The sequence below is a fragment of the Shewanella phaeophyticola genome (assembly GCF_025398315.1).
Taxonomy (GTDB): Bacteria; Pseudomonadota; Gammaproteobacteria; order Enterobacterales; family Shewanellaceae; genus Shewanella; species Shewanella phaeophyticola.
Map to the genome: position 1 here is coordinate 186,155 of NZ_JAODOQ010000001.1, position 26,177 is coordinate 212,331.

The 26,177-nt window shown below is 42.1% G+C and carries 21 protein-coding genes and 4 pseudogenes; 13 read left to right on the forward strand and 12 right to left on the reverse strand.

The window, feature by feature from the left end; all coding sequences use genetic code 11:
- Nucleotides 1-6 precede the first annotated feature (6 nt).
- From N4T56_RS00880 to N4T56_RS00890, 3 genes are all read left to right on the forward strand, one after another.
- Nucleotides 7-507, forward strand: a complete 501-nt coding sequence (locus N4T56_RS00880; RefSeq protein WP_261731903.1) for an MFS transporter — start codon at nt 7-9, stop codon at nt 505-507.
- Nucleotides 492-1,421 (forward strand): MFS transporter, encoded by a 930-nt coding sequence (locus N4T56_RS00885; protein WP_261731904.1) that lies wholly within the window; start codon nt 492-494, stop codon nt 1,419-1,421. The genes N4T56_RS00880 and N4T56_RS00885 overlap by 16 nt, the downstream gene beginning before the upstream one ends.
- 138 nt (nt 1,422-1,559) lie before the next feature.
- A complete protein-coding gene (locus N4T56_RS00890; RefSeq protein ID WP_188918681.1) occupies nt 1,560-1,940 on the forward strand; it encodes a SpoIIAA family protein in 381 nt (126 codons plus the stop codon).
- 104 nt (nt 1,941-2,044) lie between these two features.
- On the opposite strand, the gene N4T56_RS00895 is transcribed toward N4T56_RS00890, so the two are convergent.
- Nucleotides 2,045-2,230 (reverse strand): cytoplasmic protein, encoded by a 186-nt coding sequence (locus N4T56_RS00895; RefSeq protein WP_261731905.1) that lies wholly within the window; start codon nt 2,228-2,230, stop codon nt 2,045-2,047.
- 164 nt (nt 2,231-2,394) lie between these two features.
- Between N4T56_RS00895 and N4T56_RS00900 the strand changes: the two genes are divergently transcribed.
- The 6 genes and pseudogenes from N4T56_RS00900 to lysS all read left to right on the forward strand — a co-directional run bounded on the left by N4T56_RS00900 (nt 2,395) and on the right by lysS (nt 9,894).
- Nucleotides 2,395-2,886 carry a MarR family winged helix-turn-helix transcriptional regulator gene (locus tag N4T56_RS00900; protein ID WP_261731906.1) on the forward strand — a complete coding sequence of 164 codons (492 nt, stop codon included), beginning with the start codon at nt 2,395-2,397 and terminating at the stop codon, nt 2,884-2,886.
- Nucleotides 2,876-4,009 carry a 23S rRNA (uracil(747)-C(5))-methyltransferase RlmC gene (gene rlmC / locus N4T56_RS00905; protein ID WP_261731907.1) on the forward strand — a complete coding sequence of 378 codons (1,134 nt, stop codon included), beginning with the start codon at nt 2,876-2,878 and terminating at the stop codon, nt 4,007-4,009. The genes N4T56_RS00900 and rlmC overlap by 11 nt, the downstream gene beginning before the upstream one ends.
- A 77-nt stretch (nt 4,010-4,086) precedes the next feature.
- Nucleotides 4,087-5,238 (forward strand): chromate efflux transporter, encoded by a 1,152-nt coding sequence (gene chrA, locus N4T56_RS00910; RefSeq protein ID WP_261731908.1) that lies wholly within the window; start codon nt 4,087-4,089, stop codon nt 5,236-5,238.
- 117 nt (nt 5,239-5,355) lie between these two features.
- A complete protein-coding gene (locus tag N4T56_RS00915; protein WP_261731909.1) occupies nt 5,356-7,020 on the forward strand; it encodes a methyl-accepting chemotaxis protein in 1,665 nt (554 codons plus the stop codon).
- A 215-nt stretch (nt 7,021-7,235) separates the two neighbouring features.
- Nucleotides 7,236-8,335, forward strand: a pseudogene (gene prfB, locus N4T56_RS00920) (peptide chain release factor 2).
- A 56-nt stretch (nt 8,336-8,391) separates the two neighbouring features.
- Nucleotides 8,392-9,894, forward strand: a complete 1,503-nt coding sequence (gene lysS / locus N4T56_RS00925; RefSeq protein ID WP_261731910.1) for a lysine--tRNA ligase — start codon at nt 8,392-8,394, stop codon at nt 9,892-9,894.
- Between the two features lie 106 nt (nt 9,895-10,000).
- Here lysS and N4T56_RS00930 read toward each other — a convergent pair.
- From N4T56_RS00930 to N4T56_RS00945, 4 genes and pseudogenes are all read right to left on the reverse strand, one after another.
- Nucleotides 10,001-11,707, reverse strand: a pseudogene (locus N4T56_RS00930) (FAD-dependent oxidoreductase).
- 53 nt (nt 11,708-11,760) lie between these two features.
- Nucleotides 11,761-12,192 carry a transcriptional repressor gene (locus tag N4T56_RS00935; RefSeq protein WP_188738216.1) on the reverse strand — a complete coding sequence of 144 codons (432 nt, stop codon included), beginning with the start codon at nt 12,190-12,192 and terminating at the stop codon, nt 11,761-11,763.
- 45 nt (nt 12,193-12,237) lie between these two features.
- Nucleotides 12,238-12,540, reverse strand: a complete 303-nt coding sequence (locus tag N4T56_RS00940) for a DUF134 domain-containing protein (RefSeq protein ID WP_315902994.1) — start codon at nt 12,538-12,540, stop codon at nt 12,238-12,240.
- Between the two features lie 300 nt (nt 12,541-12,840).
- Entirely contained in the window at nt 12,841-13,845 is a 1,005-nt protein-coding gene (locus tag N4T56_RS00945; protein ID WP_261731911.1) for a WD40 repeat domain-containing protein, read from the reverse strand.
- Between the two features lie 215 nt (nt 13,846-14,060).
- On the opposite strand from N4T56_RS00945, the gene pyrC reads away from it, so the two are divergent.
- On the forward strand, nt 14,061-15,098 hold the full coding sequence (pyrC, locus tag N4T56_RS00950) for a dihydroorotase (protein ID WP_261731912.1): 1,038 nt from the start codon (nt 14,061-14,063) through the stop codon (nt 15,096-15,098).
- Nucleotides 15,099-15,184: 86 nt separating this feature from the next.
- On the opposite strand, the gene N4T56_RS00955 is transcribed toward pyrC, so the two are convergent.
- Entirely contained in the window at nt 15,185-18,589 is a 3,405-nt protein-coding gene (locus N4T56_RS00955; protein WP_261731913.1) for an EAL domain-containing protein, read from the reverse strand.
- Nucleotides 18,590-19,022: 433 nt separating this feature from the next.
- Between N4T56_RS00955 and N4T56_RS00960 the strand changes: the two genes are divergently transcribed.
- The gene (locus N4T56_RS00960; RefSeq protein WP_261731914.1) at nt 19,023-19,478 is read left to right on the forward strand and encodes a DUF2057 domain-containing protein; all 456 of its coding nucleotides are present in this window, start codon (nt 19,023-19,025) and stop codon (nt 19,476-19,478) included.
- A gap of 157 nt (nt 19,479-19,635) precedes the next feature.
- Here the strand turns inward: N4T56_RS00960 and N4T56_RS00965 are convergent, their stop codons facing one another.
- The gene (locus tag N4T56_RS00965) at nt 19,636-19,788 is read right to left on the reverse strand and encodes a hypothetical protein (protein ID WP_261734899.1); all 153 of its coding nucleotides are present in this window, start codon (nt 19,786-19,788) and stop codon (nt 19,636-19,638) included.
- On the opposite strand from N4T56_RS00965, the gene N4T56_RS00970 reads away from it, so the two are divergent.
- Nucleotides 19,782-20,027, forward strand: a complete 246-nt coding sequence (locus N4T56_RS00970; RefSeq protein ID WP_261731915.1) for a hypothetical protein — start codon at nt 19,782-19,784, stop codon at nt 20,025-20,027. The two genes, N4T56_RS00965 and N4T56_RS00970, sit on opposite strands and share 7 nt — an antisense overlap.
- 24 nt (nt 20,028-20,051) lie before the next feature.
- Here the strand turns inward: N4T56_RS00970 and N4T56_RS22625 are convergent.
- Nucleotides 20,052-20,267: pseudogene (locus N4T56_RS22625) on the reverse strand (hypothetical protein).
- A 156-nt stretch (nt 20,268-20,423) separates the two neighbouring features.
- Between N4T56_RS22625 and N4T56_RS00980 the strand changes: the two are divergent.
- Complete coding sequence (locus tag N4T56_RS00980; protein WP_261731916.1) at nt 20,424-21,032, forward strand: hypothetical protein; 609 nt, start codon at nt 20,424-20,426, stop codon at nt 21,030-21,032.
- A 128-nt stretch (nt 21,033-21,160) separates the two neighbouring features.
- Here N4T56_RS00980 and N4T56_RS00985 read toward each other — a convergent pair whose 3' ends face one another.
- From N4T56_RS00985 to N4T56_RS01000, 4 genes and pseudogenes are all read right to left on the reverse strand, one after another.
- A complete protein-coding gene (locus tag N4T56_RS00985) occupies nt 21,161-22,963 on the reverse strand; it encodes a hypothetical protein (protein ID WP_261731917.1) in 1,803 nt (600 codons plus the stop codon).
- A 152-nt stretch (nt 22,964-23,115) separates the two neighbouring features.
- The gene (locus tag N4T56_RS00990) at nt 23,116-23,748 is read right to left on the reverse strand and encodes a response regulator transcription factor (protein WP_261731918.1); all 633 of its coding nucleotides are present in this window, start codon (nt 23,746-23,748) and stop codon (nt 23,116-23,118) included.
- A 384-nt stretch (nt 23,749-24,132) separates the two neighbouring features.
- Nucleotides 24,133-25,014, reverse strand: a complete 882-nt coding sequence (rluF, locus tag N4T56_RS00995; RefSeq protein ID WP_261731919.1) for a 23S rRNA pseudouridine(2604) synthase RluF — start codon at nt 25,012-25,014, stop codon at nt 24,133-24,135.
- A 129-nt stretch (nt 25,015-25,143) separates the two neighbouring features.
- Nucleotides 25,144-25,994, reverse strand: a pseudogene (locus N4T56_RS01000) (DUF72 domain-containing protein).
- Between the last annotated feature and the right edge of the window lie 183 nt (nt 25,995-26,177).

Consider the following 26,177-nt stretch of genomic DNA (forward strand, 5'->3'; position numbering starts at 1 on the left):
AGAGGGATGATGATCAAAAGCCAAATTCTTGATAACAAGACTGCCCGAGGATTACCTTGGGTAGTGGCGATTGCGTTTTTTATGCAGTCGTTGGATGGCACTATTCTCAATACCGCCTTGCCCGCAATGGCCAACGATTTACATGAAGACCCACTGCGCATGCAAGGGGTCATTATTGCTTACATGCTTACGGTGGCATTGTTGATCCCTGCATCAGGCTGGATAGCCGATCGCTTTGGCACCAAAAAGATTTTTTTAAGCGCGATTGTATTGTTTAGTTTTGGCTCTTTGTTGTGTGCTTTATCAAACTCACTTGATATGTTGATTGGTGCGCGTGTGGTGCAAGGGCTCGGCGGCGCATTAATGTTGCCGGTAGGGCGCTTAGTGGTTTTGCGAGCTTATCCGCGATCTGAGCTTGTGCGGATAATGGGTTTTATTACGATCCCTGGTTTACTCGACTCATTGATTGTACTTCAACTATGGGCGGTTGGATGGTGCAATACTTAACCTGGCATTGGATATTTTTAATTAACCTGCCAGTTGGACTCGTAGGATGTTATGCCGCCTTTAAGTTTATCCCCGACTTACGTGGTAAACAAAAATCGCGTTTTGACAGTCTAGGTTTTGTGTTATTTGGCGCTGCGATGCTGCTCATCACCATTGCCATGGAAGGGTTGGGTGAGCTGCACTTACCTCATTTACGAGTAATGTTGCTGCTATTTGCTGGCATGGCATGTTTGATTGCTTATTGGCTGCGAGCTGGACGTGTTGCCAATCCCTTATTTTCACCTTCTTTATTCAACACCAGAACATTTGCGATAGGGTTATTTGGCAATCTCTTTGCAAGGCTTGGTAGCGGAGCATTGCCTTTTTTAGTGCCGTTATTATTGCAAGTGGCTTTGGGTTACTCACCGTCTCAAGCTGGGATGAGCATGTTACCTTTGGCCGCCGCAGCCATTTTGGCTAAGTCGTTAGCGCGACCCATTATTGAACGTTTGGGTTATCGATTGGTGCTTACCGCAAATACACTCGCATTGGGGATTATGTTGGCCAGTATTGGCCTTGTGAGCGAGCAAACTCCTTATTGGTTGTTACTGGCTTTACTTGCCATTTTAGGTGCAATTAACTCTTTGCAATTCACTGCGATGAATGCGGTAACACTGATTGATTTAGATGATGAAAATGCCAGTAGTGGCAATAGTTTGCTATCAGTGGTTGCCCAGTTATCGTTAAGCCTAGGGGTTGCATGTGCTGGCGCGTTGCTCGGCGGCTTTAGTGCCGAGGTTGGTAGCGCTACACAAGACACTGTGTTGAGTGCGTTTCAGCTGACTTTTTTTAGCGTTGGTGTGATGACCATATTCGCTGCAGCGATCTTTTCTCTGTTATCAGAACATGATGGTCGGATGATGGTTCAAGACTAAAATACACTTACCATTAGCTCAGCCTAAATCTGATGATTAATTAAGCATTTTTTGTGCGGTTAGGCACACTCTTTACCTTTAAAGGGGTTAAAATATCAACATAAGTCTCGGTTTTTTTATATTACTAAGGAGTGGGGTATGAGTATTAAAAAACATGGTTTGTCGATTGGCATAAACCGTATCGAGAATGTTTTCTTTGTGACACTTAAAGCTGTGGGTACCCTAACCCATGAGGATTATCTGGTGATAACGCCAATGCTTGAAGGTGCGCTTAGCCAAGTCGAACAACCCAAAATCAGTTTGTTATTGGATGCTACTGAACTTGAGGGCTGGGATTTACGTGCAGCCTGGGATGATTTAAAGCTGGGATTAAAGCATCAGTCTGAATTTGAACGCGTAGCCATATGGGGCAATAAAGGCTGGCATGAATGGGCTGCAAAAATGGGCAGTTGGTTTATTTCTGGTGAAATGAAGTATTTTGAAGAGCAAAACGATGCGCTGAAATGGTTACGTTATTAACCCCTAAGTCGCCTTAAAAACAAAAAACAGCTAGGGTCTGTAGATCTTTTAAGGTTGTTTTTGCAAAGATCTGCTGGCTCTAGGTTTTTTTATGCACTATGTTGCTATGCCGTGGTATTAATATTATGACCGCTATTGCCGACTGGTTGTGGTGCTGCGGCTTCAATAAGCTGTAGTGCCATTTGACCTTCAACTTCTTGTTGATCTTTTGCCATCACAGCCACTTTCAGGCTGTTTCCTGAATCAATCGTCGTTGGCATCGAAGATGGTGCATTCACACTGATAGTCATGTTTTCCCCTCAGATTCATATGATGTTTAGTTATCGGCTTTTGCCGTAACAACTTGAGCAAAATATCATAACCAATATAGATTGCGCACAATCAACATGTGTTACAATAAGGCCATTGATTAAATGATGTGTTGCGACTTTTATTTATTAATTGAGTATAGCCTATGACGACTAAAACCCCCATGGTAAGCGGATCTAAAACTGCCCAGAATCCATTAGCACTTGAAAACCAAGTTTGTTTCTCATTGTATAGTGCGACCAATGCCATGATCCGCGCCTATAGACCGCTACTTGAGGAACTGTCACTCACTTATCCGCAATATTTAGTCATGATGGTGCTTTGGCAAGAGCCAGGTATTAGCGTGAAAACCTTAGGTGAAAAGCTCCATCTAGATTCTGGTACGTTAACACCATTACTTAAACGCCTTGAGGCCAAAGAGTTAGTCAGCCGTGGCCGCAGCGAATTAGATGAGCGCGTACGAGTATTGCACGTTACCGAAGCAGGACGTGAGTTACATCATCAAGCGTTAGCGGTTCCAGAGCAAATGCGTTGTAAAGTTGGCGGAACGCTTGACGATCTCGCCCAACTTAAACAATTGTGCGATCAGGCTTATGCCATGCTGAATTCGGGCGAGGCGACAAGCTGTGAAATGTGATTATTTTCAGCGTGGTGATTGTTTATCATGTCGCAATATTGTGCAACCAATGGCACAACAAATTGCCATTAAACAACAGCAACTTGTGGCGCTATTTGGTGAGTTAGCGGTAGGCAAATGGCTACCACCGGTGTTGAGTGCCGAGTCTGGTTTTCGTAATAAGGCAAAAATGGTGGTGTTAGGCGCGGCGCATCAACCTATTTTAGGTTTGGTTAATCCGCAAGGTGAGGCTGTCAGTTTGTGTGATTGCAGCTTGTATCCGCATGATATGCAAACGCTGCTGCATCGGTTAGAGCGTTTTGTGCAACAAGCGGGCTTACCGCCATATCGTGTCGACAAAGCCAAAGGTGAACTAAAATACATCTTACTGACACGCAGCCAAAAGTACGGCCAATTTATGTTGCGTTTTGTGCTGCGCAGCGAGCAAGCCATTGCTCGGATCGAACGCGAGTTACCGCAGCTTTTACAAGAGTTTCCTGCTATAGCGTTAGTGTCTGTCAACATCCAGCCTGTACACATGGCGATATTGGAAGGCGAGCAAGAAATCTTTTTAACTGAGGCGACTCGTTTAGAAGACCAGTTTAATCATGTGCCACTTTTTATTCGCCCTAAAAGCTTTTTTCAAACCAATCCAGAGGTGGCAGCACAGTTATATCAAAACGCTCGGGAGTGGGTGGCTGAATTTAACCCTAGTTACATATGGGATTTGTTTTGCGGCGTAGGGGGCTTTGGTCTGCATTGTGCCGATAAACACATACGCTTAACGGGTATTGAAATTGAAGCCGAAGCGATTGAATGCGCCAAACTATCAGCTAAAAAGCTAGGGCTAACCAATGTTGATTTTAGTGCACTTGACTCAACAAAATTTGCCCAAGGTCAAGCTGAGCAAGACAAACCTGATTTGATTATTGTTAATCCTCCACGTCGAGGATTAGGTGAGGCATTGTGTCAGTCACTGAGCCATTTTGCGCCTCAAGCCATAGTGTATTCTAGTTGTAATCCTCATACGTTAGTGAGTGACTTAGCCAATATTGAAGGCTATCAAATCACCAAAGTACAATTGTTTGATATGTTTGCGCATACTGAACATTTTGAAGTGTTAGTCATGTTAGAAAAACAGTAAGTTAACAGTAGCGCGGTCATGAAATTGTCACTTTTATGTCATAAAATGATGGTTCAACATAAAAAGGATCTCGGGCGATGTGGCAAATCTTCAGTCGTTTTTTAGCATTAGGCTTAATCAGTTTTGGTGGCTATGCGGCACATATTGGCTATTTTAGAAAAACATTTGTTGAAGATTTGCAATGGTTAGATGGTAAGCAATACGCCAGTTTTGTTGCCTTAAGCCAATTTATGCCAGGCCCGGGTTCAAGCCAAGTCGGCTTTGCAATTGGTTACCATAAAGGTGGCTTACTGGGCGGGCTCGCCGCGTTTTTAGGTTTTACTTTACCGTCGTTTTTGCTGTTGTTTTTGTTTGCGGTAACTAGCGCACAATGGTTAGAGATTACCGCAGTGCAAGGCGTTATTCATGGTTTAAAATTGTTGGCTGTTGTGGTGGTTGCTGATGCCACGTTATCAATGTTTAATCAGTTTTGTCAGCGTAAAACGGCTAAGGTGCTAATGGCAGTAACAGCGGTTGTTATTGTAGTTATGCCGTCGATGTTAACTCAAATAGCCGTGCTTATTGTTGCCGCCATTGCTGGGGTGATATTACTGACTCGCGGTGAAAACATGACCCCAGAGACTCCTCAAATCTCGCTTGATTATCGCTGGCTGGCCATATTTATTTTTGGCTTAGTGGGGTCACTGTATTTAATCGGCCATGATGATAGTCTAGGGCAAATTTTTGCGCAGTTTTTTCAAGTGGGTAGCCTGGTTTTTGGTGGTGGTCATGTGGTGCTGCCATTACTTGAAGCAAGCGTTGGCGACTACATTACCCCAGATAGATTTTTGACAGGTTATGCGCTTGCGCAAGCGATCCCTGGATCGATGTTTACTCTGGCCACCTTTTTAGGTGCAGACATGTGGCTAGAATCTCCTATACTCGGCGCTATTGTGGCGACCTTAGCGATTTTTTTACCGGGTTTTTTACTGATGCTGGTGGGCTTAAAAAGTTGGCACGCGATTAGTCAATGCCCTCACATTGCTGGTGCACTAACCGGCGTTAATGCTGCCGTTGTGGGGTTATTACTTGCAGCGCTTTATCAACCGGTATTTACCAGTGCGGTGATTATGCCGCTCGATATGGCAATGGTGATTGTAGGCTTTAGTGTATTGAAAATTTTTAAACCGAGTATTGTGTGGTTGGTGCTAGGATTTGCAGTTATCGGAGCGTCACTCACTATGCTGTAGTGGTTATTCATTTTTTGTCATTTTGGGATATATTTCACTTTATTTGTTGAGAATGTTTGGTTACAAATCATAAACATCTATACTTAATTTACAATTACTCTATAGGTTGATTCAACTATGCTGAAATCCTCCCTACGCAATAAACTTTTGGGGTTATCACTAATCCCTTTATCGCTAATTTTAGCGGTATTACTGAGTCTGTTTTATGTTAATGAAGGTACCTCGTTAAAAAATGATATTGCCCAATTTCGCGGCGAATTAATCGCAGAACGAAAGACCCAACTTGCTGAAGCAACCGAAATTGCCCAAGGCGTTGTTGAGCATCAGCTTTCGCTTGGAAGCGACGGAAATGTTAACCAGGCATTACGCGATTTACGCTTTGGTAGTGCCGGTTATTTTTATATTTATGACACTGCTGGGGTCAATATTTTCCATGCAACTACTCCAGAGTTGGAAGGGCAAAATAAAATCCATATGGCTGACCCTAATGGCACTAAAATTATTGTCGGGTTATTAAATGCCGCTAAATCTGGCGATGGTATTTTTTCATATTATTATCAAAAGCCCGGCTCAGATAAGTTAATCGAAAAACTAGGTTATGCCGTGATGGTGCCTAATACTAACTGGATGTTAGGTACAGGGGCATATATTGATGATATCGAGCAATCTATAGCCACATTTCACGATGAAAAAGAAGAGCGGATGAACACCAAAGCGCTGATGTTTTTAATGATGGCGCTCGGCTTAACGGGTATTACCGCATTTGTGGTAATCATTATGGCGCACAAGTTAGTTGTGCCTATCCAAAATATGGCTAATTCACTTAACGATATAGCCCAAGGTGAAGGTGACTTAACCAAACGCTTAGATGTGGCTAGCGAAGATGAAATTGGCCAGCTAGGCAGTGCGTTTAATTTATTTGTTGATAAGCTGCAAACGATTATCGGCGATGTAGCCGGCGCGACTGATAAAGTCAAACACGGCGCACAAAGTATTAGTGTTCAAACGGCTTCAATGACCGAACAGCTTTATAGCCACAATAATGAAATTGACCAAATTGTTACTGCCATTACTGAGATGTCAGCTACCGCAAATGATGTGGCACACAATACCAGTATGGTGGCAGATGCAACGCACACTGCCTCAGGCGATGTGTCTAAAGCACAAGAGTGTGTCGATACCTCATTGACTGAAGTCTCTAATTTAATGAAACAAATTGATAATGCCGCTGAAGATGTTAAATCCTTAAGTGAGCAATCACAAAAAATTAATTCTGTGTTGAGTGTGATTGGTGGCATCGCTGAACAAACTAACTTATTGGCGTTAAACGCAGCCATTGAAGCGGCGCGTGCAGGTGAGCAAGGGCGTGGGTTTGCGGTGGTGGCTGATGAAGTGAGAAACCTCGCTAGCCGTACCCAAAGCAGCACGGTAGAAATTAATGACATGCTATCGCAGTTGCATAAATTAGTGACTAAAGCCGTGCAGACCATGCAAGAAAGCCAAACAAGCTGTTTGAGCTCGGTTGAATCGTCACGTGCAATATCTGAAAGCCTAGGTGCTGTCACCACTTCAGTCACCAGCATTAATGATATGAGTACCCAGATTGCGACAGCTGCAACAGAGCAAAGCTCAGTAACTGAAGAAATTAACCGCAACGTTAACTCGGTGCAAGAAATCGTTAACTCGTTATTAGCCGCCAGCCAAGATGCATCTGGGGCTTGTAAAGATGTTGCTAACGAAGGGCAAACCCTCGCTAAGTTGGTGGGTCAGTTCAAAATTTAGTGTACTAATTAACGAGGTTTACGTTTTATAGAAATGAACTCCTGGTGGGTTCATTTTTTTATACAAAAAAGCATATTGACCGAGTGTTCGCACTGTTGAAATTTATTCGCCATTAGTTTGTTAATAATCGGCCTTTCGGTCTAGGTTTAGCGCGTATCATGGGGTAAAATGCGCCGTTGCACCTTTTGTTAACTGCTAATTTAAGTTGAATATTCATGTTTGAAGTTAATCCGGTAAAATTCAAAATCAAAGAGCTCGCTGAACGTACTGAGTTACTTCGGGGGTATCTTTGACTACGCTGCTAAAAGTGAGCGTTTAGAAGAAGTCAGTCGAGAACTAGAAAGTGCTGAAGTGTGGAACGTACCTGAACGTGCTCAAGCACTGGGTAAAGAGCGCGCCGCACTAGAAGCGGTTGTTAAAACCATTGATGATATGGACGCAGGTCTTGAAGACATCGAAGGATTGCTTGAATTAGCCATCGAAGAAGATGACGAAGAAACCTTTAACGATGCTTCAGAGGAGCTAAAAACTTTAGATTCTCGTTTAGCTGACTTAGAATTCCGCCGGATGTTTTCGGGTAAAAATGACGCCTCAAATTGTTATTTAGATATTCAATCTGGTTCGGGCGGTACTGAAGCTCAAGATTGAAGCCAACATGATATTGCGCATGTATTTGCGTTGGGGCGAAGCCCACGGCTATAGCCCAGAATTAATGGAAGTCACCGACGGTGATGTTGCGGGTATTAAAGGCGCAACGATTAAATTTACTGGCGAATATGCTTTTGGCTGGATGCGCACCGAAACGGGCGTGCATCGTTTAGTGCGTAAGTCACCGTTTGACTCATCAGGTAAGCGTCATACGTCTTTTTGCTCGGTATTTGTTTACCCAGAAATTGATGACGATATTGAAATCGAGATTAATCCATCTGATTTACGTATTGATACCTATCGCGCCTCGGGTGCCGGTGGTCAGCACGTTAACAAAACGGATTCAGCGATACGTATTACTCACTTGCCAACCAATACCGTTGTGCAATGTCAAAACGATCGCTCGCAGCATAAAAACCGTGACTCAGCCTTTAAGCAATTAAAAGCTAAGCTATACGAGTTAGAAATGCATAAGCAAAATGCTGATAAGCAAGCCGCTGAAGATGCTAAATCTGACATTGGCTGGGGCAGTCAAATCCGTTCATACGTATTAGACGATGCGCGAATTAAAGATTTACGTACAGGGGTTGAGAATCGTAATACTCAATCTGTGTTGGATGGTGATTTAGATAAGTTTATTGAAGCCAGCCTAAAATCAGGACTTTAAAAATTAACTTTTTTCGTCATGCATTTAAGTGTGGCGAGTAAACGCGAGAATATAACATGACCGAACACGTACAAGATGAAAACAAACTGATTGCAGAGCGCCGCGCCAAACTCGAACACATCCGTACAAGCTGCCCTGCAAATGCTCATCCTAATACCTGGCAACGTAGCCATAAAGCCGCTGAACTGCAGGCGCAATATGGTGAACAAACTAAAGAAGCTCTAGAAGCGTTAGGTTTTCAAACCAGTATAGCCGGTCGTATTATGGCTAAACGTGGTCCATTCTTAGTGCTTCAAGACGTGTCTGGTCGTATTCAAGCCTATGCTGGCAAGCCAGTACAAGGCGACTTAAAAGAGCGTTATCAAGGTTTAGATATTGGTGACATTATCGGTGTTAAAGGTCAGCTGCATTTATCGGGTAAAGGCGACTTGTATGTCAACATGGAAGAATACCAGTTGCTGACTAAAGCATTGCGTCCATTACCAGAAAAATTCCACGGGTTAACCGACCAGGAAACCCGATACCGTCAGCGTTACGTTGATTTGATCGTGAACGAAGAATCGCGCAATGCATTTGTTATGCGCTCTAAAGTGGTTGCTGCTATTCGTAACTTTATGATCAAAAAAGAGTTCATGGAAGTTGAAACCCCAATGATGCATGTTATTCCTGGTGGTGCATCTGCACGTCCATTTGTCACTCATCACAACGCATTAGACATGGCAATGTATTTACGTATCGCGCCAGAACTATACCTTAAGCGTTTAGTGGTTGGTGGTTTTGAGCGTGTGTTCGAAATTAACCGTAACTTCCGTAACGAAGGCTTATCACCACGTCATAACCCTGAATTCACCATGATGGAATTCTATATGGCGTACGCTGATTACAAAGATTTAATGGACCTAACTGAAGAGATGCTCAGTTCAATCGCCATTGAATTATTAGGCAGTGCACAAATGCCATACGGTGAGCACACTGTTGACTTTGGTAGCTCTTATGCGCGTTTAAGCATGTTAGAAGCCATTCAAAAGTACAATCCAGATAACGCTACTATTCAAGCAATGACCTACGAGCAAGTTAAAGACGTTGAATTTATGCGTGATTTAGCGAAGAGCTTAGGCATCAAGTTAGAAAAATTCTGGACTTGTGGTCAGCTACTAGAAGAAATTTTTGGTGAAACCGCAGAGCCTAAGTTAATGCAACCTACGTTCATTACCGGTTACCCAGCAGACATTTCACCGCTTGCACGTCGTAACGATGACAACGATTTCATTACAGACCGTTTTGAGTTCTTTATTGGTGGTCGTGAAGTGGCTAACGGCTTTAGCGAGCTTAACGATGCAGAAGATCAAGACAACCGCTTTAAAGCACAAGTCGATGCAAAAGATGCAGGCGATGACGAAGCCATGTTCTACGATGCAGACTATATCACAGCCCTTGAGCACGGCTTACCGCCAACAGCGGGTCAAGGTATTGGTATCGACCGTTTAGTGATGTTATTCACTAACACTCATACTATTCGTGACGTGATTTTATTCCCAGCGATGCGCCCACAAGCCTAATCGCCCTTGTTGGCTTGGAGCCAATATTGAGGAATAATAAAAAACCAGCCTGCGGGCTGGTTTTTTGTTGCTGCTTTTGTTTTAGTGAGTTGGTATAACTCTTAAGTTAAAAGCGAGCGTTGACCATTTGGAAGGTTTTGTAACCGCCCGTGAGGTTACGCACCTTAAAGCCGTGTTGAGTGAGCATGCGATAAGCAACATGTCCACGTAAACCAACCTGACAGAATACCAATAACTCTTTGTCTTTTGGAAGCTCATTAAGTCGGTCACGCAGTTGTGGCAGTGGCATATTCATCGCGCCACCAATAGCCCCTGCAGTGGTTAATTCACCAGGATTGCGAATATCGACGATGATTTGATTTGCACTTAAGTTAACGAAATCTTGAGTGTGACAAATCTGTTCATCACCTAACAATACGTTTGCAGCCACCATACCCGCTTGGTTAACCACATCGCGCGCCGAACCAAATGGCGGTGCATAGGTCAGCTCAAGGTCGGCTAAGTCATATACTGTCATACCAGCACGTTGTGCCACGGCTAGCACGTCAATTCGCTTGTCTACGCCATCTAATCCTGCCGCTTGAGCGCCTAAAATTGTGCCATTATCTGGGCTAAATAACAGTTTTAACGTAATAGGGTGAGCACCAGGGTAATAACTGGCGTGGCTGGCGGTATGTACATAAATTTTTTCAAATGGAATGGCTTTTTTGAGCAAGGTCTTTTCATTGAGTCCAGTAGACGCTATGGCCATGTCAAATAGCTTACAAATAGCAGTACCCTGAGTGGCGCGATACTTTATATTTGCACCTAACATGTTATCGGCTGCTAAACGCCCTTGTCGGTTAGCGCACCGCAAGTGGGATTAACGTTGGGTTACCAGTGACAAAGTCAGCGGTCTCTATGGCATCACCAACGGCAAAAATATCGGCGTCTGAGGTGCGCATTTCGTCATCAACTCGAATACCACCGAGCTGACCTAACTCAAGGCCGCATGCCGACGCCAAGCTGGTTTCTGGTTTAACACCAATGGCTAAAATCACTAAGTCGGTGGCGAGTGTTGTGTTATCACTTAAGGCTAATTGCAAATGAAAATGTGGTGATAAAGGTTTATCGTAGTCATCCGTGTTGTCTGATTCAGTCAATTGAATAGGGCATTCTGTTATGGCAGCTAGCCCGGTTTTTAAACGTAAATCAACGCCGTTATCCACTAACTTTTGGTGCAGCATATTGGCCATTTCAAGGTCTACGAGCCCATAACTTGGTCGGCAAGTTCAAGTAAACTGACCTTTAAACCAACATGGCGTAGTGCCTCGACCATTTCTAAACCAATAAATCCACCACCCACAACCGTGGCATGTTTGGGCTTATGCAACATTAAGGTGGATAGGACTTTATCCATATCGGGAATATTACGCAGGCTATGAACAAAGTGGCTATCAATCCCTGGCAGTGGCGGTTTAATTGGTGAGGCACCAGGGCTTAGCAGCAATTTATCATAAGATTCTTGGTAGGTTTCATTGGTTGCAAGATTGCGTACTGTCAGTTGTTTAGCCTGGCGATCAATAGTGATCACTTCGTTTAATACTCGCACATCAACATTAAAGCGCGATTTAAAGCTTTCGGGCGTTTGCAGTAATAGCGCATCTCTTGATTCTATCTCGCCACTAATATGATAAGGCAGGCCACAGTTGGCAAATGATACAAACTCGCCACGTTCTAACATAATAATTTCAGCGGTTTCAGATACTCGTCTTGCTCTTGCTGCTGCAGATGCACCACCGGCAACGCCACCAATAATCACTATTTTTGTCATGCTTTTCTCCAGTAAATTAAGTCATAAAACCGATGTATAATGCGCAATAGGTTTTAGGTAATCGATTCGTTTTGATGTGCTTTTTGACACTCAAAGCACTGGCCATACATATTAAGGCTGTGGTGATGAATGCTCATACCATGATGCTCAGCAGCTAAGCTTAAACGCAGTTCAATTAGCGGGTCGACAAAATCAATGACCTTGCCGCAAGTTAGGCAAATTAAATGATCATGGCGTGGTTTATTGCTGAGCTCGTAAATCGTTTTCTCAGATTCAAGCAAACGACGAGTCACAAGGCCTGCTTGCTCAAAATCAGACATCATCCGGTAAACACTGGTGAGTCCAATGCTCTCACCTTGTGCGTTAATACCTTGATAGATATTCTCTACTGTTAAATGCTGCTCATCAACTTGGTTGATAAATTCGAGCAATTTACATCTTTGATGAGTTACTTTGAGGCCAGAGTCTTTTAATACTGCTTGCATTAGCCTTACCTATTCACGCCATTACGTGTTTACTGTACTGCTGATTTAGTTGATGCTTTTTGTCATCAATGCTTTGCCATTAATTAAGCTATCAACCACCTTGAGCCTTGCGGCTTTCACTAAATTGGCCAGTGTTTGACGAGATACGCCCATCGACTTAGCCGCCTCTTGTTGTTGCATACCGAGCAAATCAACTAAGCGTAATGCTTCCATTTCGTCCTCAGCTAGAGGCACCTGTTCCAATTGCGTCATTGGAATACCATTAGGTTTAAAGCAAATGTTGGCTGGTTGTCCGCATATGTTTCGGGGTATTTTAGGTCTTGCCATTTGACACCTCATTTTTAGCATATGCTATATATACTGAATGTGGTTCACACATGCAAGCTCTATTGTTTATAGAGTTTGAGATACAAACAGATCTTTGATCTAGCCCATAAAGCTGACAACTCTACGATACTGATTTTATCACTGTGCTAAATCAAGCTGGCATTGGGAGTGTTAGTGATGGTTTAGTGATGATATTGATTCTATCCGAGATTATTTTACGCCAAACATTGCAAGCATCTATGAGGCGCCAATTACCAATCAGCCACACTAACAAATCAAATAATGCGGTAATGATTTTAATTATAACGGTGGCTTATAAACTTATAAGCTCCACGTCTCAAGTGCGCCATCTGAGCTTAAGGTCAATAGCTTACCATCAGGTTTCATTACCATTGAAAATACCGTGGTGCCAGCGTTATAGGCGGTGATATCCCAATGAGAAAGCTCTTTTCCTGATGAGGCATCCCAATAGATAACACTTTGTTTTGACGTTGCGGTAATTAAGTTTTTGCCGTGATTGACGAATAAAGCCTGCCGAAAATAGCGATAGCGTTCAAGGTAATCTAGATGACTTACTGACTGCATTGTTTGGGTATCGATAATGACATTGTTATCGAGTGCATCGGCAATAAATAAGCGCCGATTAGCGTCATCAAAACTCACGCTGGTGATTTGCTGAGGACGTGAGAAACTGCTGATTAACTCACCGCTATAAGCAGCCCAAATGTGTACATCACCATCAAGCCCAGTCGATAATACCTGCTGTTCAAAGCCCGATAGTTCAACATGATTAACTGCGGCGCTGTGTTGTTTAAACAATGACATTGTCATGCTACTTCGTTGTATCACTGTAATTGAACCATCATTCATCCCCACCAAAATAGTGCTGCCTGTTTGGCTTAGAAAAAGGCTCGAAATACTGGCGTCGGGATTAAATCCCTGAGCGAGCCAACGGATATCTAATTTGCCTGTCTCAAGGTTAAAAACGGATATTTTTTGTTTGCCAGCAGTCGCAAGGAATTGTTTGTTACCTGATAACGCCAGCAGATAATTGGTTTCATCAAAGTCATCGTCAGACCATTGATGTAATAGTTGGCTTGTTGCCACATCCCAAATGGATAATGTACGGCTTCTGCCTAATGTAATAGCCATACTGGCATCGTTAGACAATACGCCATCAATTAGCGTTTCTTGAACAAGTGGTTGAATATTGTCGGAGGTTTTCATCACCTCAGCTTGATTGCAGCCAGAGACAATCATCATTATCGTGATGACGGTAATAAAGTGCACATTGATTAGTAATCTAGAACCGGCATTAGCTAACAATTTAATTCCCCTATAAGAAAGATGCTTTCAACATAATAACATAGAGGGTTACCGCTGGTTTTAATGGTCTGTCGCTACATGAATCGCGCGACTTTATATTAAAAATGGCATGATTTTTTGATATAGAAAAGTCTGCGTTCAAATTATGCATCTATTAAGAAAAAGCGAATTCAGGCACAATAGCGGCAATTTTGGTAGTAGCACTAGGAATCTACATGACGCAAATAACCCTAACAACGCCAGACGATTGGCACCTTCATTTTCGTGATGGTGACATGCTGCGTGAAACCGTACCCGCAACAGCAAGGTTGTTTAAACGTGCGATTGTGATGCCAAACCTAGTACCACCGGTTACCAATGCCGACATGATTGTGGCCTACCGTGAGCGCATTTTAGCAGCGCGCCCACAGGGTAGTGATTTTGAGCCGCTAATGACGCTGTTTTTAACCAACAACACTAGCGCCCAAGATATTATCGACGCTAAGGCCGCCGGTGTGGTTGCCGCTAAGTTATACCCTGCAGGCGCCACGACTAACTCTGATGCCGCAGTAAAAGCATTAGATGCGTTGTTTCCCATATTTGAAGTGATGGCTCAGCAAGGCATGTTGTTGTTAGTACATGGTGAAGTGACAGAGTCGCACATCGATATTTTTGATCGTGAAAAGCTGTTTATTGACCGCTATTTATCTCGCATTGTTGAAGCTATTCCTCAACTTAAAGTGGTGTTTGAACATATCACTACCAAAGAAGCCGCCGAGTTTGTCGCTGGCGCATCAGCTAACGTGGCCGCCACCATTACTCCGCAACACTTACTGTTAAACCGCAATGATTTGTTAGTCGGTGGTGTGCGCCCGCACAACTTTTGTTTGCCAGTATTAAAGCGAAACATTCACCAGCAGGCGCTGCAAGCCGCGGTGGCAACGGGTTCTAGCAAGTTCTTTTTAGGTACCGATTCAGCCCCACATGAAAAACACCGTAAAGAGTCTGCATGCGGTTGTGCAGGCTGTTACAGTGCGTGGAGTGCATTAGAGTTATATGCGCAGGTGTTTGATAATCTAGGCGCGCTAGATAAGCTGGAAGGTTTTGCCAGTTTCCATGGTGCTGACTTTTATGGTTTACAGCGTAACACGGGGACTGTGACGTTAGTAAAACAAGAGTGGACAGTACCAGAGCAAATTATTTTGCCAAATGGTAACCCAATTGTACCGTTTTTTGCTGGCGAAACCGTTAGCTGGAAAGTGAAAAGTGCTTAATGGCTGTTAGCTTTTGCTGGCATTATCGCAACGGCTAACTCATCTTTGGGGTTAGCTGTTGCGTTATGTCAAAAGGGTTGGCAGTATTATTTAGGTTCGTGTTGTGCGTCTAATAGCGCTTCAAATTCAGCTTGAGGCAGAGGTTTGCTAAACAAATAACCTTGGCCGTAATCGCATTTTAATGCATTAAGTAATTGATATTGTTCTTCTGTTTCAATCCCTTCAGCAACCACTCTTAAGTTTAATCCATGGCTCATTGCTATGGCGGCGCTCACCAATTCTAAATCACCCGGGTCGACGGTAATGTCATTAATAAAGCTTTTATCTACTTTTAAGGTGTCAAAAGGATAACTGCGCAAATAGCTTAAGGATGAGTAACCAGTACCAAAGTCGTCCATGGAAATACTGACACCAATATTATTGATGGCCGTTAAGTTATTATTGATAATCTGGTCGCCGCTGAGTAATACCCCTTCAGTGATCTCGAGCTCTACACTACTAGGCTGAATATCGTATTGAGATAATGTCGCTGTAAGCATATCGACAAATTTATTTTCTCTAAATTGTTTTGGTGACACATTAATCGCGATTTTAAATTGGCGGTTATAATACATTTGCCAATGGTATGCGGCACTAAAAGCGTTTTCTAATACAAACTGCCCAATAGAAATGATTAATCCTGTTTGCTCTGCGATTGGAATAAACTCGTCAGGTGTGACATTACCGAGTTCAGGGTTATGCCAGCGTAATAAAGCTTCTGCACCAATAATGTTACGATTACGAATATCAACCAGCGGTTGAAAGTAAACCTCTAACTCATTGTTTTTTAATGCATTACGTAACGACTCTTCCAATTGAAGGCGGCGGTGCATGTCATTATTCATTTTATGAGTGAAAAATGTGTAAGTATTCCGGCCTTGTTCTTTTGAGTGGTACATCGCCGAGTCTGCCTGTCTAAGCAGCTCTTTTGCATCAACACTGTCGTTAGGATAAAGCGCAATACCAATACTAATGGTGGATACCAATTCTCGTTTTTCCAGCTGGAAAGGTAAGTAGAATTGCTGTAACAATTTATTCGCCGCAATCTCAATATCTGTTGGTTGGTGAATGTCGCTTAGTAAAATAATAAATTCATCACCACCAAGACGCCCGACAACATCATCACTGCGAATGGTGTTTTGCAAACGGGTAGCGGCTTGTATTAACAGCTCATCACCCACCGAGTGCCCTAAGGTGTCGTTAACCTTTTTAAAGTCGTCTAAGTCTAAAAATAATACGGCGACTTGGCTGTTGTCGTGTTTTCCTTGTGACAGCATTTGAGCGAGCCGCTCTAGTGACAATAAACGGTTAGGTAAGCCGGTTAAACTGTCGTAATGGGCTTGATGAAGGATTTTTTCTTCTTGCTGTTTGTATTGAGTAACATCTTGTTTTAACGCTAAATAATGTTTAGTGATCCCAGCGTTATCAAAAATAGGGACAATGTGGGCGTGCTCCCAAAATATGTCGCCATTTTTCTTTCTATTCTGCAGTTCGCCTTGCCAAGTCTTTCCGGAGGTAATGTTTTCCCATAGTTCGCTATACAAAGATTTGGGCGTTAATCCCGATTTAAGCATACTCGTAAACTGGCCTAAGACTTCGGCAGCACTGTAACCAGTGATCTTTTCAAAGGCGCTGTTAACGTATTCAATTTTACTGTCTGTATCAGTTAAAATCATCGAGATAGGGCTTTGCTCAATAGCTTGTGACAAGGTTAGTGCTTGTTCTTCAGCTTTTTTCTGGGCGCTTAAGTCAATATCGATACAATACATTTCCGTTTCGTTGTCGGTGTTGTTGATTAATGTATGCGAGGAATAAACAGGGACGCTGGTACCATCTGCGCGTTGAAGCATTAACTCTTCTGCTGGAATTGGAATACCCTCATTGAGCCATGATGTAACGTTATTGATAACATCCTGTCTATATGGCGCGGGAATAATCAAATCCTCCAGTTTTTTCCCCAGAGCTTGCTCCCGAGTGTAACCATACAGTTTTTCGCTAGCTTTGTTCCAAAAAATCACTGAGCGATTTTTGTCATATCCTTGTACTGAAATCGCCGGGATACGTTCAAAAATATGCCTGAACTTAGATTCACTAAGCAGGAGTTTTTTCTCAGCCTCGATCCGCTCCGAAATATCTTTAACAAAACAGAAAAACATGCCGTTATCGCCGTCCCAATAACTGACCGTGACTTCAACATGATAAAGGTGCCCTTGTTTATGTCTATGTAATGAGGTGTAGTTAAAGCGTTTTTCACGTTTTGCTTGGTCAAGTTTTCGCGTTGAAAACTGGTGTTTATCATCGGTTTCAATTTGATTAACAGACAGGCTAGTTAATTCATCTGTGGTATAGCCTGTCATATTGGCAAAACTCTGGTTTACCTCTAATATCTTTCCTTCTAGCGAGGCAATTAAAAAACCGTCCTGGGCGGTGCTAATAATATTGTGGTAAGTGGACTCACTACGCTGTAATTGTTTTTCGATATGCAGTTTTTCTGCGACATCGTTGCTCACTCCGACAGTCCCTAAAATATCGCCATCAACATTGGTGAATGGCGTTTTTTGAGTGCGATAAATATGCTCCATTCCATTGTCGGAGGTCACTCTATCTTCATAAACTAGGGTTGCCTTATGCGTTAATACTTGAGTGTCTTCATTAGTGAATTTGCTGGCTTTTAGTGTGTTAAAGAAGTCATGGTCAGTGTGCCCCTTGATTTCATCTAACGTTCGATTTAATGCGTTCGCAAATGCTTTATTGCAACCGAGATATTTACCATCAGTGGATTTGTAAAAAATCAAATCGGGTATGCCGTCGATGATATTTTGTAAAAGGTTTTTTTCAGTTTCGAGTAACTGTTTATGGTGCAATAACTCTCTGGCCAACTTTTGACCATCAATCCGATGTTTCAGTAGGAGTCCGAGTAAGAATGACAATGCAGTGAATACGGTTAATAAGGTAGGGCTAATTGTTGAAATAATGGTATATCTATCTGATACCGGCATGAGCAGTAAACAGATGATAACAATCACTTCTACGGCCACGCTTAACGCTAAAATGTTTTTCCAAGTCAGCTTTGTATTTGATTTTGTTAGCCAGTAACGCCAACACAATCCGCTAATGGCGCTGATGACAATAATGAACGTCCCTACATAGACTCCGTCGCCACCCAGGTAAACCCTAAAACTTACAGCAAATATGGTTGCAATAAGCGTGGGGACGAATCCAAAAAATAACCCGCTAATGCTCAGTAATATCCAGCGTGCATCAAAAAATACCCCTGGGCGCAGTTCCCAAGGATTACTCATGACACTAATGGCAATGATGCCAATAAAAACCCCACTTAATAAAGACTTGTATTTAGACGGGGTTATTTTTTGCAAGCCAATTGCATCGTATATCACGACTAGCGCGAGCAAGAGTATTGCGTTGTTCATCAAGCTAAAAAAACTATCCATTGGTTCCCCGCAGATAAAAGAGCCTGTCATCCATTACTATAAGTTGTGCGCATTGACTTGGCTTAAAAATGCCATTGTTCAAGTTACAAATGACGCACTGAATTCCTTTTAATGAGTTTAGTCGTATATTTATTTTTTACCTAAATCATCGCCATAGCGGCAAACTAAGATCAAAATTGAGAAATGAGGTTCACGCTATCATGCAGCTTAATAGATTGCTAAATAAGCTTAAGTAAATGTGAGTGGGCGCATACTTATTTATGGAAGAAAATTTTTTATTATTAAAACAAGTGTAGTAGATTGTTTTTGGGGCGATGTTAGAGAGCTTTAAATTGATATTCAAACATTGTTGAAAGATTAATTGTACTCGAGGGGTCTTTTAAATCAATACAACTTGCTTGATGGCCAGGCAACATTTTAAAAGGACAACCCCATGAAATTATTAACTAGCAATGCAATGACACCTAAATCTGTTTTTAGCACAGCGATTATCAGCCTCAGTTTATTATTTGGAGTTCAAGCGCAGGCCTCCAGTTTAACTGTGCCTGATTCGTTTATTGTCGAAACCGTCAATGGCGAGAGTGTTAGCCTTGATAGCACTGTCGGCCTTGAACGCGGTCAACAACTGGTAGAAATCAATTACCGGGATTTGTTTCAAGATAACGCCGATGACTCAGGTTATTGGGTGCGCTCAAAGCCACTTTATCTCACGTTAAATGTGGCTAACAACCAACGTTATGAAATTATCACCCCAACCATTTACAACGCTGAAGAAGCGCGTGAGTTTTTAGAAAACCCACAAGTTAAGTTAACCATCAATGGTGAACATCATGATGATGTTGAGTTACTCACTCAAGCGAAATTACTCACACAATTGCTGCTTAAGTAGTGTATAAGGTTAACTTAGCATTAGGCTTACGAGCGGGTGCTCGTAATTAAAAAGACAAACATAAAAGCAGAAAGGTAGCCTAGGCCACCTTTCTATTTTGATATAATAAGCATGAATGTTTTGGCAGTTTATCTAGCCAGTGTTATGCGGTACAGGCTTATTTATTGTCAGAGCGGATCACCAGTTCAACTCGGCGGTTTTGCTTTTGTCCCGCTTCATCAAGGTTATTAGCAATGGGTGAGTACTCACCAACACCTTTGGCTTCTACCTGTTGTGCTGCAATAGAGAATTGTTTAATTAGGTGTGTCATATTTAGGTATCGATAATTATCAAATAGATGAAAATGAGGCGTTAGCGTTCGAAGATGCTAAAAATTCTAGCAGCAGTTTAGTTAGTGACAACGCTAAGCAGCGTGGGCATGACTTAGAGCTGTGGGTTCCATACCGTTTCGACACGATATCACCAAAGACTAACGAAGCGATTCAAGGCTATGGGACTTGCAAGCTAGCCTATTTAGAAAACCAGTGGAAGGTTGTTACGTTATTGTAGGAGTCTACCTTTCCTGTTTACTTATTAGCAGCAGCTAAAAAGCCTAGGGTCTGTTGATCTTTCAAGGTTATTTTTGCAGCGAATTGTTGGCCATTTATACAAGGCAGAGACTTTGAGGTGTAGTTATTCTACATAAAAAGTCGATAACGCAGTAAAAATGGCCAACAAACGCTGCCCGAAGGGTTCGGCTAAAAACGTTTTACTCTTTGTTAAATGGATTTTGCTTAGATTGCTAGGCATCAATCCATTCGCCTCGATTAAAACGTTTTTAACTCGAACAAAATTCAAACAGCAAAGATCAACAGACCCTAGGTACGATGAGTTTATTCATGGGATGTTTTGTAGAACAAGTCTACAAAACGTAATCATATCACTGTTAATTGTTAAGGATAACAAGTGCAACATTCATCATTTTTAAAAAAAGCCAGCTTGCTGGTGGTCATGACTACCGCCATTACCACAATGAGCTTTGCAACATTGGCGAGCAACCAAGGCGCTATTGATGCGTTTGAGGCTAAAACTAAACCGATTGCCCAAGATGCAAAAGTGATATCTGAAAAACAATTAGTGTTAATGGACGATTTTAATCAACTTATGGAGTCGGGTAATGCTGCTGCAGTATTTCAAAGTGGTAAGGTGACAGAGTTACAAGATCTAGGCGAACAGACGCTGGTGCAAGCTAAGCTGTTTGTCAAAGAGTATGAGCAGTTTTTAGCGCAATTACCTGAAACCTCTACCTGTTATACACCTGAAAATGTCACTGAATATAATCAGCTTATTAATGAGGTGGCGACTAAGAATCAATCTTTATCTGAGTTAAGCAGTACGGTCGCACCAGGTGATGAAATGGCGGCTACGATGGCAGTATTAAACTTACAAATGCATGCCGGGCAGGTGGGTAGTTTGGTGCAAATGTTCCAACTGGTTAAGATGTGTTACATCTCTGATGCGATGGGTTATACCAAAGAAGATGTTGAGCGTATGCAAGCACAAGAAGAGCAGTAAATTCTATGTGAGTGATTTTTATTAACGCGCAATTGTAATGCAGCATCAAAAATAAACCCCATTCGCTTTTGCTTATGGGGTTTATTGTTATCGGTGACAACGCCTTAAATTAGACGACACAACTAGAGTTAAAGTACCAGTGGATTAACCTGATCATATAAGTGTTGGTATAACGTTTGAGTAAACCCAGTGTTATTGTCAAAGGTGACTGACACATTGTTAGAAGCAGACGTTTGCATTTTTTCATTGAGTTCAACTTTCATCAGCTGTTGGTCAACAAATAAGAAGTAGTCTGGATAGACATAATCCTGTGCAGTGCCTTCAACGATTTCAGCGACTTTAATTAATAACTGATCACTTGGACTGGTGCTTTTTGTCATTTGATAACGTTGTTCAATGTTGCCATCGCTATCAAGCAAAGCAATGGTTTGATCTTCTTCATCGATAATGATGTCGAGCGGGAAATAAAAATCAAATAAGACTTCGGCTACCATTGTTGTTGAAAGTGTTTCTTCAGTGACAAAACTTGATAGCGCGTATGTCTCATAATCTTCAACTACTCGGCACATTACATCTTCGACTTGAGTGAACGTTAAACTGTATAGCGTATCTGGCCAGGTTAATGTGTCTAATTTTAATAATTCTGGAGATGTATTTAACACTGACTGCCAAAAGTCGCTGGTGTTGGCGTTAGTGATTTTATTGATGTCGATAGTAATAGGGACATTCGTGCCGGCATAAACCGTGTTGTAGGTATTACCTGTAATGCTAGGTTCGGTGACAGAGCCATTGTCTTCTGTATACCAGCGTTTGTCTGTTGTGTGCCAACATTCGGTAAGCTCGTCATCGTCTTCATCTAATGGGGCTTCAAATGCTAGGGCTTGACCGGCCAGAGCGGAGATCCAGGTTAACATTTTTGTGTTGTCGGCATTTTGCATAGAAAATGCACTCAGATCAGAAGATAAAGTCAGTGATAAGGTATTAGCAAAACCGCTTTCATTAATGATATTACCTAGCGCAATATCCCAATCATCTTGTGACAAAATACGCGAATCGATAGGTAATTCTGTAAACCCTAATGCGATGGCTGAGTCACTAAAGAGTATATTAGCCGCTAAAGTGAATGTGTCATCCGAGAAGAACGCTTCGATAGACAGGCCGCTATCACTTAATATTTGCCAAAGCTCAGCATAAGTCGCGGCAAGGATTTTTTCTGCTGCAATGACGTTTGGAATTTGAGTCGCGATGACTTGTTGTAAATAGGCAATGGCATAGTCAATACGCATAAAATTAGCTGTGGCTGACGTTTCAGCGGAAACTGAGTATAAAGTGTCGGCATCTAATTGATACAAAATAGCTAATAGCGCGTCTAACTCGGTTGATAGTTGACTAATGTCACTGTCAGACAGATTTTGATTCATCATTTCTATTACGCGAGACTGCTTGATGTGTGTCAGGTTGTTAATCGCGCCATTATATTGTGGGTTTGCGATTAATGTTCCTTGTCCTGCATCATCAACAATTGCTTTTGGTGCTGCTCGGTTAGTCGGGTTTTTAACCTTAAGTGCCAAAGAGCGAGCCTGGATGGCTTGCGTTGCTGTCGCTGCTTGCCAGTTAGCCACTAAATAATAATTTGGGGTTTCAACTTCGCTCGTCCAGTCTATTTGATAATTACCCTCCGCGTCAGTTATTGCAAACGGTTCATCACTATCACAGCTTAAGTTTTTATTTAAATCTGCACACACTGTAGCGCCAGATAATGCCCCTTGATAAACCGCTAACCCAGCTATTTGATGGTTATATTCTGACACAGGGGTTGTTGGTGTGCCTGAGTCAGGCAGGGTTACTTCTGTACTTTTATCGTCGTCAGAGCTGCAACCGACAAGAAGTGTGCTAGAGATTAAAATAGCTAATAAACTTTTATGATGCATTAATGTGTCCTTACATTAGTAGGTATTACGCTGTATTAGTTGCGCAATGAGGTGATACATCGAAATCCATCAGTCATACTCAACTTTCAATATGAGGCAAGTTAAACTGTGGATACAACAGCGATGTAGTGTGATTGAACAGAAGATACTGATTAACCCGCAGCGAACGCAAATAGCTGGCCACGATTTTTAATCTTGGTTTTTTTATAAATATTTTGCACGTGCATTTTGACCGTATTAACGGAAATGTTGAGCTCTTTAGCGACTTCTTCGTTAGTGAGCCCATGCAGTATTAGGGATAAAATTTGTTGTTCTTTTTTTGTGGTGACGGCGAGAATTTTAGCGCGGTTAGCGGAAGAGGGTACGCGTTTTTTTTGTAAAATATACTTAGATACTGCTTTGTCGCTAAAGCTAATCTCGCCGTCTTCAACTTTTTTTATACTTTGTATTTGATCAACGACGCTTTCATCGACACTTATTGCGCCATGAAAGCCAGATGCAATTAATATGACTTCAAGCTCTGTATTTAATGATGGGCAATAAGCGATATGTCGGTTGCTTTTGAGTGTATCTCTGGACAGGTAACTTATTTTTTGAAGGGGGTTATCAAGGTAATGAATCAATATCGCGGTACTATTTTTAATGTTAGCAATAGTTGCTAGCTCTGCTGAAGTACTGCTAGAACTGCATGAAATAAGGTTGCATTCAATAAGGTTTGCAAGGTGCTGAAATGGTGCTTGCAGATGCAGAGGGAGGTCTAGAATAAGAAGATGCTTACTGAACATGTTACTTTCCTTGTGTCAAAATACCGCATCCCTTTGCGATATTGTTTGAACTTTTCGGTTATCGACCATGTTTTAGCTGATATAGCCTGACTATTCTAATGGAATACTATTAACATTTTGTACATATCAGCAACATTGGTCGTATTCAAGGCTGCATGTTTTATGAGCATAATAAAGCATATTTAAAAGCTGAAATGTAAATGACGCCATTGTCAAAGTTATAGTGTAAACCACTGTTTATAAGTCATATTTAACATTAACTATTGCTAATAAAACGAGCAAGGCAATATACTACAACATAATTATCTTGTTGCATACGGTAAAGCAGGTGTTTTTTTGTGCAACACCTATTCTTTACAATAGACCTTTTGTGTTGCTGAAGCGTTAACGCTTAGGTTTGCGCGAATGGTTTGGTTTACCTTTATTCGCGGTGGGTTTTTTAGGTTTGCTGCCTCGGCCTTGCATAAAGTGTTCTGGACCTTCAATTTTGTCGCGCAAACTTTTTAAAGGTTTCTTCTTGGCTTTTTGAGGGGCTTTTTTCACTTCAGAAGATGAATGCTCGATTAACTTCATTAAAGTGCTGAGCTCTTGCTCGTCTAGGTCGCGCCATTCACCAATGGGTAATCCTTTGAGTGACACATTCATAATCGATTGGCGTTCAAGCTTGGTGACTTCATAGTTGAAGTATTCACACATGCGGCGAATTTGGCGGTTAAGGCCTTGGACCAACACAATTTTAAAGGCGTAGGTTGAAACCTGCTCAACCTTACACTTTTTGGTTACTACACCCAATATCGGTACACCAGCGGCCATTCGTTTAATAAAATCATCGGTGATAGGTTTGTTAACGGTAACCACGTATTCTTTATCGTGGTTATTGCCCGCGCGCAAAATTTTATTCACTAAATCGCCATTGTTGGTTAAAAATATCAACCCTTGTGAGTCTTTATCTAGACGACCAATCGGGAAAATCCGTTCGCTGTGGTTAACAAAATCGACAATGTTATCGCGCTCGGTGCTTTCTGTTGTACTCACAATACCGACGGGCTTGTTTAAGGCAATAAACACTAAATCTGCTTCGTCACGCGGTTCAATGTCCTGACCATTCACTTTTACTTTGTCACCAAAACTTACCGTGTCGCCAATTTTTGCGCGTTTGCCGTTAATAAATACATTGCCTTGCTCTATAAAGCGATCTGCTTCTCTGCGCGAGCAGATCCCGCTCTCGCTGATGTATTTATTTAAACGGGTTGCAGATTCACTCATAGCGGTTCCTTTATCAACATAAACGCGCTGCAATGGCAGGCTTAATCGGCGCAGATAATATCATAAAATTTTTGATTATTCTGTAAGGTGAAGTCGTTAAAACTTGATGTGCTCATCATCTTTGTTGCGTTATAAATCAAAGCCCATTTGCGCGGTCGCGTCTTGATGTTGTGCCAGTAAGTTGATGTCGTTAAGTGAGGCGGGGGTATCGATTAATTGTTGCTGTAATAACCGATATAAATCGACAGCTAATAGGGGGGCATCGTGATTGTCTGGGGTGTGAATAAACAAGTAGGGCTGCTTGCCCTGGGCCATCCATAATGGCAGTTGTTTCAGCCAGTTTTGAAAAAAGTGCACATTGGCTTCAGCTTGCGGGTGGCCAATAAAACGTACTACCGGATGTTGAGCAGTGGCGATGGCGTGCACTGGTACTTTGGGCTTTTTTTGATGGGCGTCAATGACGGCTTCGGATGTTGGCGGTGCTGCGAATACGGGCCGAGTATCCATCATAATGCGGTTGCATTTATTATCGATAAGCAAGCGGTTAAGGTCTCGCTCAGCATCACCTTTGGCAAAAAAAGCTGGGTGACGAACCTCTACGCCATAGGTTAATCCTTGGGGCACTTGTGTTAAAAACTGGGCTAAAATAGGCAGATGTTGTGCACCAAAACTGGCGGGTAATTGAATTTTCCACATGCCTGTCACGTCGATTAATGGTGCCATTGCCGAAAAAATTGTTGTACTGCAATATTGGAGTCTTGCAGCATTAATTCGTGAGTAATGAGTTTGGGCAGTTTAAAGGTAAAACGAAAGTTGTCATTAACGGCATTACGCCAAATTTGGGCTTGCTGTATCGATGGCGTAGCATAAAACGTGGTGTTGCCTTCAACGGTATTGAATATTTCAGCGTAACGAGCAAGCCGCTGGTTGGGGTCGTTATGGCCATAAACAGTATGTTGCCAATGGTTTTGTGACCACATTGCGAGTCCCAATCTTATGGCGGGAAAATCGACTTGCGATGATGCTTGTGTATTCAAAACGATCCTCAAGCTGAAATGTCGCTTTTATATGAAAATATCGTGGTAATAACCAAAACCGCTTAAACTAGCTAAAAAGCAATATTTAGTTATTTTGTCTATATCTAATCGCTTTATCCATCTGAT

Bases quoted from the DNA above. Each gene is read 5' to 3' on its own strand.
- N4T56_RS00880 (WP_261731903.1), top strand. From the start codon at position 7: ATGATGATCAAAAGCCAAATTCTTGATAACAAGACTGCCCGAGGATTA.
- N4T56_RS00885 (WP_261731904.1), top strand. From the start codon at position 492: ATGGTGCAATACTTAACCTGGCATTGGATATTTTTAATTAACCTGCCA.
- N4T56_RS00890 (WP_188918681.1), top strand. From the start codon at position 1,560: ATGAGTATTAAAAAACATGGTTTGTCGATTGGCATAAACCGTATCGAG.
- N4T56_RS00895 (WP_261731905.1), bottom strand. From the start codon at position 2,230: ATGACTATCAGTGTGAATGCACCATCTTCGATGCCAACGACGATTGAT.
- N4T56_RS00900 (WP_261731906.1), top strand. From the start codon at position 2,395: ATGACGACTAAAACCCCCATGGTAAGCGGATCTAAAACTGCCCAGAAT.
- chrA (WP_261731908.1), top strand. From the start codon at position 4,087: ATGTGGCAAATCTTCAGTCGTTTTTTAGCATTAGGCTTAATCAGTTTT.
- N4T56_RS00915 (WP_261731909.1), top strand. From the start codon at position 5,356: ATGCTGAAATCCTCCCTACGCAATAAACTTTTGGGGTTATCACTAATC.
- lysS (WP_261731910.1), top strand. From the start codon at position 8,392: ATGACCGAACACGTACAAGATGAAAACAAACTGATTGCAGAGCGCCGC.
- N4T56_RS00935 (WP_188738216.1), bottom strand. From the start codon at position 12,192: ATGCAAGCAGTATTAAAAGACTCTGGCCTCAAAGTAACTCATCAAAGA.
- N4T56_RS00940 (WP_315902994.1), bottom strand. From the start codon at position 12,540: ATGCTAAAAATGAGGTGTCAAATGGCAAGACCTAAAATACCCCGAAAC.
- pyrC (WP_261731912.1), top strand. From the start codon at position 14,061: ATGACGCAAATAACCCTAACAACGCCAGACGATTGGCACCTTCATTTT.
- N4T56_RS00955 (WP_261731913.1), bottom strand. From the start codon at position 18,589: ATGGATAGTTTTTTTAGCTTGATGAACAACGCAATACTCTTGCTCGCG.
- N4T56_RS00960 (WP_261731914.1), top strand. From the start codon at position 19,023: ATGAAATTATTAACTAGCAATGCAATGACACCTAAATCTGTTTTTAGC.
- N4T56_RS00965 (WP_261734899.1), bottom strand. From the start codon at position 19,788: ATGACACACCTAATTAAACAATTCTCTATTGCAGCACAACAGGTAGAA.
- N4T56_RS00985 (WP_261731917.1), bottom strand. From the start codon at position 22,963: ATGCATCATAAAAGTTTATTAGCTATTTTAATCTCTAGCACACTTCTT.
- N4T56_RS00990 (WP_261731918.1), bottom strand. From the start codon at position 23,748: ATGTTCAGTAAGCATCTTCTTATTCTAGACCTCCCTCTGCATCTGCAA.
- rluF (WP_261731919.1), bottom strand. From the start codon at position 25,014: ATGAGTGAATCTGCAACCCGTTTAAATAAATACATCAGCGAGAGCGGG.